The organism is Mitsuaria sp. GD03876 (assembly GCF_029840635.1).
Classification (GTDB): domain Bacteria; phylum Pseudomonadota; class Gammaproteobacteria; order Burkholderiales; family Burkholderiaceae_C; genus Roseateles.
This window is the reverse complement of the sequence record NZ_JAOCCU010000093.1, coordinates 1-6,036: the sequence shown is the minus strand read 5'-3', so window position 1 is coordinate 6,036 and position 6,036 is coordinate 1. Positions and strand designations below refer to the sequence as shown.

Here is a 6,036-nt window from a genome sequence, read left to right as displayed (position 1 = left end):
CGCTGAAGTCCAGCGTGCGCCAGCTCGAGCTGCTGGTCGGCCCGCTGAGCAACCCGGCGCAGGCGGACAACCTGGTCGAGCTGTTCAAGGAAATCACCGACCTGGGCACGATCGAGCCGCTGGACGGCGGCATCGCCGCCGACGGCATGCGCCGCTTCAAGGTCCTGACCGGCAGCACCGACAACGACCTGCTGGACCTGTTCACCTTCCACGTCTCGCGCGAGGAGGTCAAGATCCTGCCGCTGGGCGAGGGCTTCGGCTTCCACGAGGGCGCGCCCGGCGCGCCGGTGGAGACCAAGAAGGACGAGGACCCCGGCTACGGCTTCTTCGACGACGCCCCGGGCGTGCCCGCGGCGACCGCCGCCGAGGCCAAGGCCAGCGAGGCCGCCAAGGCCAGCGTGCCGGTCCCGGCGGCCAAGCCGTCGGCCCCGGCCCGCACCGACGTCGCCCCGCGCGCCGGCGGCGCCAGCCCCGACCAGTCCACGCTGCGCGTGTCGGTCGAGAAGGTCGACCAGCTGATCAACCTGGTCGGCGAGCTCGTCATCACGCAGGCGATGCTGGCGCAGAACAGCCGCAACCTCGACCCCGGCCTGTACCAGCAGCTGGCCTCTGGCCTGGCCGACCTGGAGCGCAACACGCGCGACCTCCAGGAATCGGTCATGTCGATCCGCATGATCCCGATGTCGGTCGTGTTCAACCGCTTCCCGCGCATGCTGCGCGACCTGGCGGCCAAGCTCGGCAAGAAGGTCGAGCTGGTCACGCAGGGCGAGGCCACCGAGCTGGACAAGGGCCTGGTCGAGAAGATCACCGACCCGCTGACCCACCTGGTGCGCAACAGCTGCGACCACGGCATCGAGTCGCCGGCCGACCGCATCGCCAAGGGCAAGCCCGAGCAGGGCACGATCACGCTGGTCGCCTCCCACCAGGGCGGCTCCATCGTCATCGAGGTCCGCGACGACGGCCGCGGCCTGAACCGCGAGAAGCTCATCCGCAAGGCCCGCGAGAAGGGCATCGACGCGCCCGACACGATGACCGACCAGGAAGTCTGGGGCCTGATCTTCGCGCCGGGCTTCTCGACCGCGGACCAGGTCACCGACGTCTCCGGCCGCGGCGTCGGCATGGACGTGGTGAAGAAGAACATCACCTCGCTGGGCGGCACGGTGGAGATCGACTCCGCCGAGGGCTACGGCATGAAGGTCTCGGTGCGCCTGCCGCTGACGCTGGCCATCATGGACGGCATGAGCGTGGGCGTGGGCGAGGAGGTCTACATCCTGCCGCTGTCCTCGGTGGTCGAGTCCTTCCAGGTCCAGTCCGACACGATCAAGACCGTCGGCGGCTCCGGCCGCGTGGTCGAGGTCCGCGACGAGTACATGCCGGTGGTGGAACTCGAGCAGGTCTTCAACGTGCCCCGCTTCGACTTCGAGCATGTCAGCTCGATCATGGTCGTCGTCGAGGCCGAGGGCGGCCGCGTGGCGCTGCTGGTGGACGAGCTCCTCGGCCAGCAGCAGGTCGTGGTCAAGAACCTCGAGGCGAACTACCGCAAGGTCACCGACGTCTCCGGCGCCACCATCATGGGCGACGGCCGCGTGGCGCTGATCCTGGACGTGGGCAGCCTGGTGCGCCGCTCGCGCCATTGACCCGGGATCGCCGTTGAAACAGGGCGGGCGCCGGCTCCGAAGCCGGCGCTCAACGCAGAAGAGGTAGACATGAATTTCAGTGCACTGATGCGTCAGTTCAGCATCCGCACGCGCATGATCGGCGCGATCGCCATCGTGCTGGCGTTGCTGATGGTGGTCGGCAGCGTCGGCCTGTTCGGCATGCAGTCGATGCGTGGCCAGACGCAGGAGTTCCTCGAGAAGTCCGCGACCCGCGGCCAGCGCGTGGGCGCCCTTCACGGCGCGATGGGAGACATCCGTCGCTACGAGAAGGACATGATCATCAATTACGAGAAGCCGGAGGTCGTGAAGGCGGCCCACGGCCAATGGGACGCGTCGCGCAAGGCCGCGGCCGCCAGCCTGGACGAGGTCGCCGCGCTGAGCCCCGAGGACGACAAGGCCGTGCTGATGCAGATCAAGGCCGCGCTGGACGCCTACGCGCAGAAGGCGGCCAACGTGGTCAACCAGCTCGAGGCCGGCGCCTATGACCACGCGGCCGTGGCCGACCGCCTGCTGGAGCCGGCCAAGGCGCAGGTCGCCGAGGCCGAGAAGCAGCTCGCCGAGGTCGAGAAGCGCATGGAGACGCAGGCCGCCGACATGCGCGCCGGCATCGAGAAGACGCAGGGCGGCGTGCTGTGGACCTTCGGCCTGGTGCTGGTGTTCGCCGCGATCGTCGTGGTGCCGCTGACGCTGCTGAACATGCACACGATCTGCACGCCGCTGGCCGAGGCCGAGGCGCTGGCCGAGGCGATCGCCGAGGGCGACCTGTCCCGCGCGATGAAGCCGGTCCAGGGCGTGGACGAGGCCTCCAAGCTGATGCGCTCGCTGCATCACATGCAGGAGGCGCTGCAGTCGATGGTGGGCCAGCTGCGCACCGCCGCGGATTCGATCCGCACCGCCTCGGTCGAGATCGCCACCGGCAACCAGGACCTGTCCAGCCGCACCGAGCAGACCGCCTCCAACCTGCAGCAGGCCGCGTCCTCGCTGGTGCAGCTGACCGGCACCGTCAAGCAGACGGCCGACTCCGCGCGGACCGCCAACCAGCTGGCCTCCTCCGCGTCCGGCGCGGCGGCCAAGGGCGGCGACGTGGTCAGCCAGGTGGTCTCGACGATGGACGAGATCAACAGCAGCTCCAAGCGCATCAGCGACATCATCGGCACGATCGACGGCATCGCCTTCCAGACCAACATCCTGGCGCTGAACGCCGCGGTGGAAGCGGCGCGCGCCGGCGAACAGGGCCGCGGCTTCGCGGTCGTGGCCGGCGAGGTCCGCTCGCTGGCGCAGCGCAGCGCCGAGGCCGCGCGCGAGATCAAGACCCTGATCGGCGCCAGCGTCGAGCGCGTGGAGACCGGCTCGCGCCTGGTGCAGGAAGCCGGCACGACGATGAGCGACATCGTCGCCAGCGTGCAGCGCGTGACCGACATCATCGGCGAGATCACCGCCGCCTCCAGCGAGCAGAGCGACGGCATCACGCAGGTCAACCAGGGCGTCAGCCAGCTCGACCAGATGACGCAGCAGAACGCCGCGCTGGTCGAGGAATCGGCGGCCGCCGCCGAGAGCCTCAAGGACCAGGCCGAGCGCCTGGGCTCGGTGGTCGACCGCTTCCGCGTCTCGGGCCTGGCCCCGGCGCTGTCGGCGACCGCGTTCACCGCGCGCGCCGCCACGGCCCCGGCGGCCGCGTCGGTGCCGGCGCCGGCCAAGTCCCCGGCGGCCACGCCCGTGCCCGCCGCCCGCAAGCCGGCGGCCGCCAGGCCGGTGGCCAAGGCGGCGGTGAAGACCGCGGCCAAGCCGATCCCCCCCAAGCCCGCCGCCCCGAAGGCGGCGAGCGCCCCCTTCACTCCCGCGCCGGTCGCCCCGGCCACCAGTCCCGTCACCGCCGCGGCCGACGGCGACTGGGAAACCTTCTAATCAGCCCCCGCGAGGTCAACACATGGAAATCGTCCAACAAACCGGCACGCAAGTCGTGCAAGCGAACTCCGGCGCGCTGGTCCCGCAAGGCGCGAGCGCCGCGCCCGCCAGCGGCGAGTACCTGACCTTCCGCCTCGGTCAGGAGGAATACGGCATCGACATCCTGAAGGTCCAGGAGATCCGTTCCTACGAGCAGCCCACGCGCATCGCCAACGCGCCCGAGTTCATCAAGGGCGTGGTCAACCTGCGCGGCGTGATCGTCCCGATCGTCGACCTGCGCCTGAAGCTCGGCTGCGCCACGGCCGAGTACAACAGCTTCACCGTGGTCATCGTGCTGAACGTGAAGAACCGCGTCGTCGGCGCGGTGGTGGACTCGGTGTCCGACGTGCTGGAACTGAACCGCGACGTCATCCGTCCGGCGCCCGAGTTGAGCTCGAGCTCGGTGAACACCAGCTTCATCATGGGCATCGGCGCCGTCGCCGAGCGCATGCTGATCCTGATCGACATCGAGGGGCTGATGTCCAGCGCGGACATGGGCCTGATGGACGCGATGACCAGCGCCTGATCGAACGAAAAACGCCCGGCCCGCCCGGGCGTTTTCACTGGTCGGTACGCGCGTCCCGCGGGGCGCGCGCAGAGAGAGCAGCGGTACGTGGGGGGATGGCGCCCGAGAGCGGAAAGCCCGGCGCCTCGAGCCTAGGAGGCCTCATGTTCGACTCGATCAAGACGCGATTGATTTCGCTGGGCGTCGGCATCGTCGCGCTGACGCTGCTGGCGATCACCGTCGCCAACTACGTGACCGTGCGGGGCCACACCCGGCAGCAGGTCTCGCAGGCGCTGGACGAACTCGCGGCGGCGCGCGCCGACGCGATCCGGCAGTGGGTCCGCACGCAGCGCGACATCGTCGCCTCGCTGCAGCCGGCGGTCGGCGCCGCCGACCCGGTGCCGCTGCTGCAGCAGGCGGCCAAGTCCGGGCGGCTGGAGGCGGCCTACGTCGGCTTCGCCGACAAGAAGATCGTCTTCAACACGCCGCAGAACCTCCCCGCCGACTACGACCCCACCGGCCGCCCCTGGTACACCGGCGCGGCATCCGCGTCCGGCACGGTGCTGACGGCGCCCTACATGGACGCGTCCAAGGGCCGCCTGGTGGTGACCTTCGCCGCGGCGGACAAGAGCGGCGGCGGCACCAAGGCGGTCATCGCCACCGACGTGTTCCTGGACGACGTCGTCGCCACGGTCCAGGCGATCAAGCCGACGCCGGGCGGGTTCGCCTTCCTGATGTCCAAGGACGGCAAGATCGTCGCCCACCCCGACGCCAAGCTCGCGCTCAAGGGCGCGACGGCGGTGTCGGAGCAGCTCACGCCGCAGGCGTTGGCCACGGCGCTGGACCCGGCCGCGGGCTGGGTCGAGGCGCAGGTCGGCGGCGACGCCTTCCTGATCAGCGGCACGCCGATCCCCGACACCGACTGGCAGCTCTTCGTCGCGGCGAAGAAGGACGAGGCGCTGGCCTCGCTCAGCGCGCTGCTGCGCACGGCGGTGATCACGGCGCTGGTGATGATGGCGATCGCCGCGCTGGCGATGACCGGCACGATCAGCGCGATGCTGCGCGGCGTGGACCGCGTGCGCGCCGCGCTGGACGACATCAGCGCCGGCGACGGCGACCTGACGCAGCGGCTGCCCGCCGGCGGGCGCGACGAGGTCGGCCGCATCGCGTCCTCGTTCAACCTGTTCGCCGAGAAGATCCAGCGCATCCTGCTGGACGTGCGCGCGGCCAGCAACTCGATCACGACGGCCTCCAGCGAGATCGCGATCGGTTCGCAGGACCTGTCGCAGCGCACCGAGGAGACGGCCTCCAACCTGCAGCAGGCGGCGTCCTCGATGGAGGAGCTGACCGCGACGGTGCGCCAGACGGCCGACGCGGCGCAGACCGCCAACCAGCTGGCGTCGAGCGCGTCGACCGCCGCGGCGCGCGGCGGCGAGGTGGTGGGCCAGGTGGTCTCGACGATGGACGAGATCAACGCCAGCTCCAAGAAGATCAACGACATCATCGGCGTCATCGACGGCATCGCCTTCCAGACCAACATCCTGGCGCTGAACGCGGCCGTCGAGGCGGCGCGGGCCGGCGAGCAGGGGCGCGGCTTCGCGGTGGTGGCCAGCGAGGTGCGCTCGCTCGCGCAGCGCAGCGCCGAGGCGGCCAAGGAGATCAAGTCGCTGATCGGCGCCAGCGTCACCAGCGTCGAGGCCGGCACGCGGCTGGTGCAGGCGGCGGGCGAGTCGATGAACGACATCGTGCACAGCGTGCAGCGGGTGACGGACATCATCGGCGAGATCACCGCCGCGTCGACCGAGCAGAGCGGCGGCATCGCGCAGGTCAACGACGCGGTGGTGCAGCTGGACCGGATGACGCAGCAGAACGCCGCGCTGGTCGAGGAATCGGCCGCCGCCGCCGAGAGCCTGAAGGACCAGGCGCACC

4 protein-coding genes are annotated in these 6,036 nt (G+C 70.5%); all 4 read left to right on the top strand.

Annotated features, from left to right (window positions below):
• Positions 1-1,637: chemotaxis protein CheW (locus tag N5D62_RS28240; RefSeq protein WP_279761473.1), on the top strand; the 1,637-nt coding region annotated here is incomplete at its 5' end.
• Between the two features lie 69 nt (positions 1,638-1,706).
• Complete coding sequence (locus tag N5D62_RS28235; protein ID WP_279761471.1) at positions 1,707-3,563, top strand: methyl-accepting chemotaxis protein; 1,857 nt, start codon at positions 1,707-1,709, stop codon at positions 3,561-3,563.
• A gap of 22 nt (positions 3,564-3,585) precedes the next feature.
• On the top strand, positions 3,586-4,128 hold the full coding sequence (locus tag N5D62_RS28230) for a chemotaxis protein CheW (protein WP_279761469.1): 543 nt from the start codon (positions 3,586-3,588) through the stop codon (positions 4,126-4,128).
• A gap of 143 nt (positions 4,129-4,271) precedes the next feature.
• The coding region (locus N5D62_RS28225; RefSeq protein ID WP_279761467.1) for a methyl-accepting chemotaxis protein at positions 4,272-6,036 on the top strand (1,765 nt) is incomplete at its 3' end.

Coding starts and splice junctions, on each gene's coding strand:
- N5D62_RS28235 (WP_279761471.1), top strand. CDS start 1,707: ATGAATTTCAGTGCACTGATGCGTCAGTTCAGCATCCGCACGCGCATG.
- N5D62_RS28230 (WP_279761469.1), top strand. CDS start 3,586: ATGGAAATCGTCCAACAAACCGGCACGCAAGTCGTGCAAGCGAACTCC.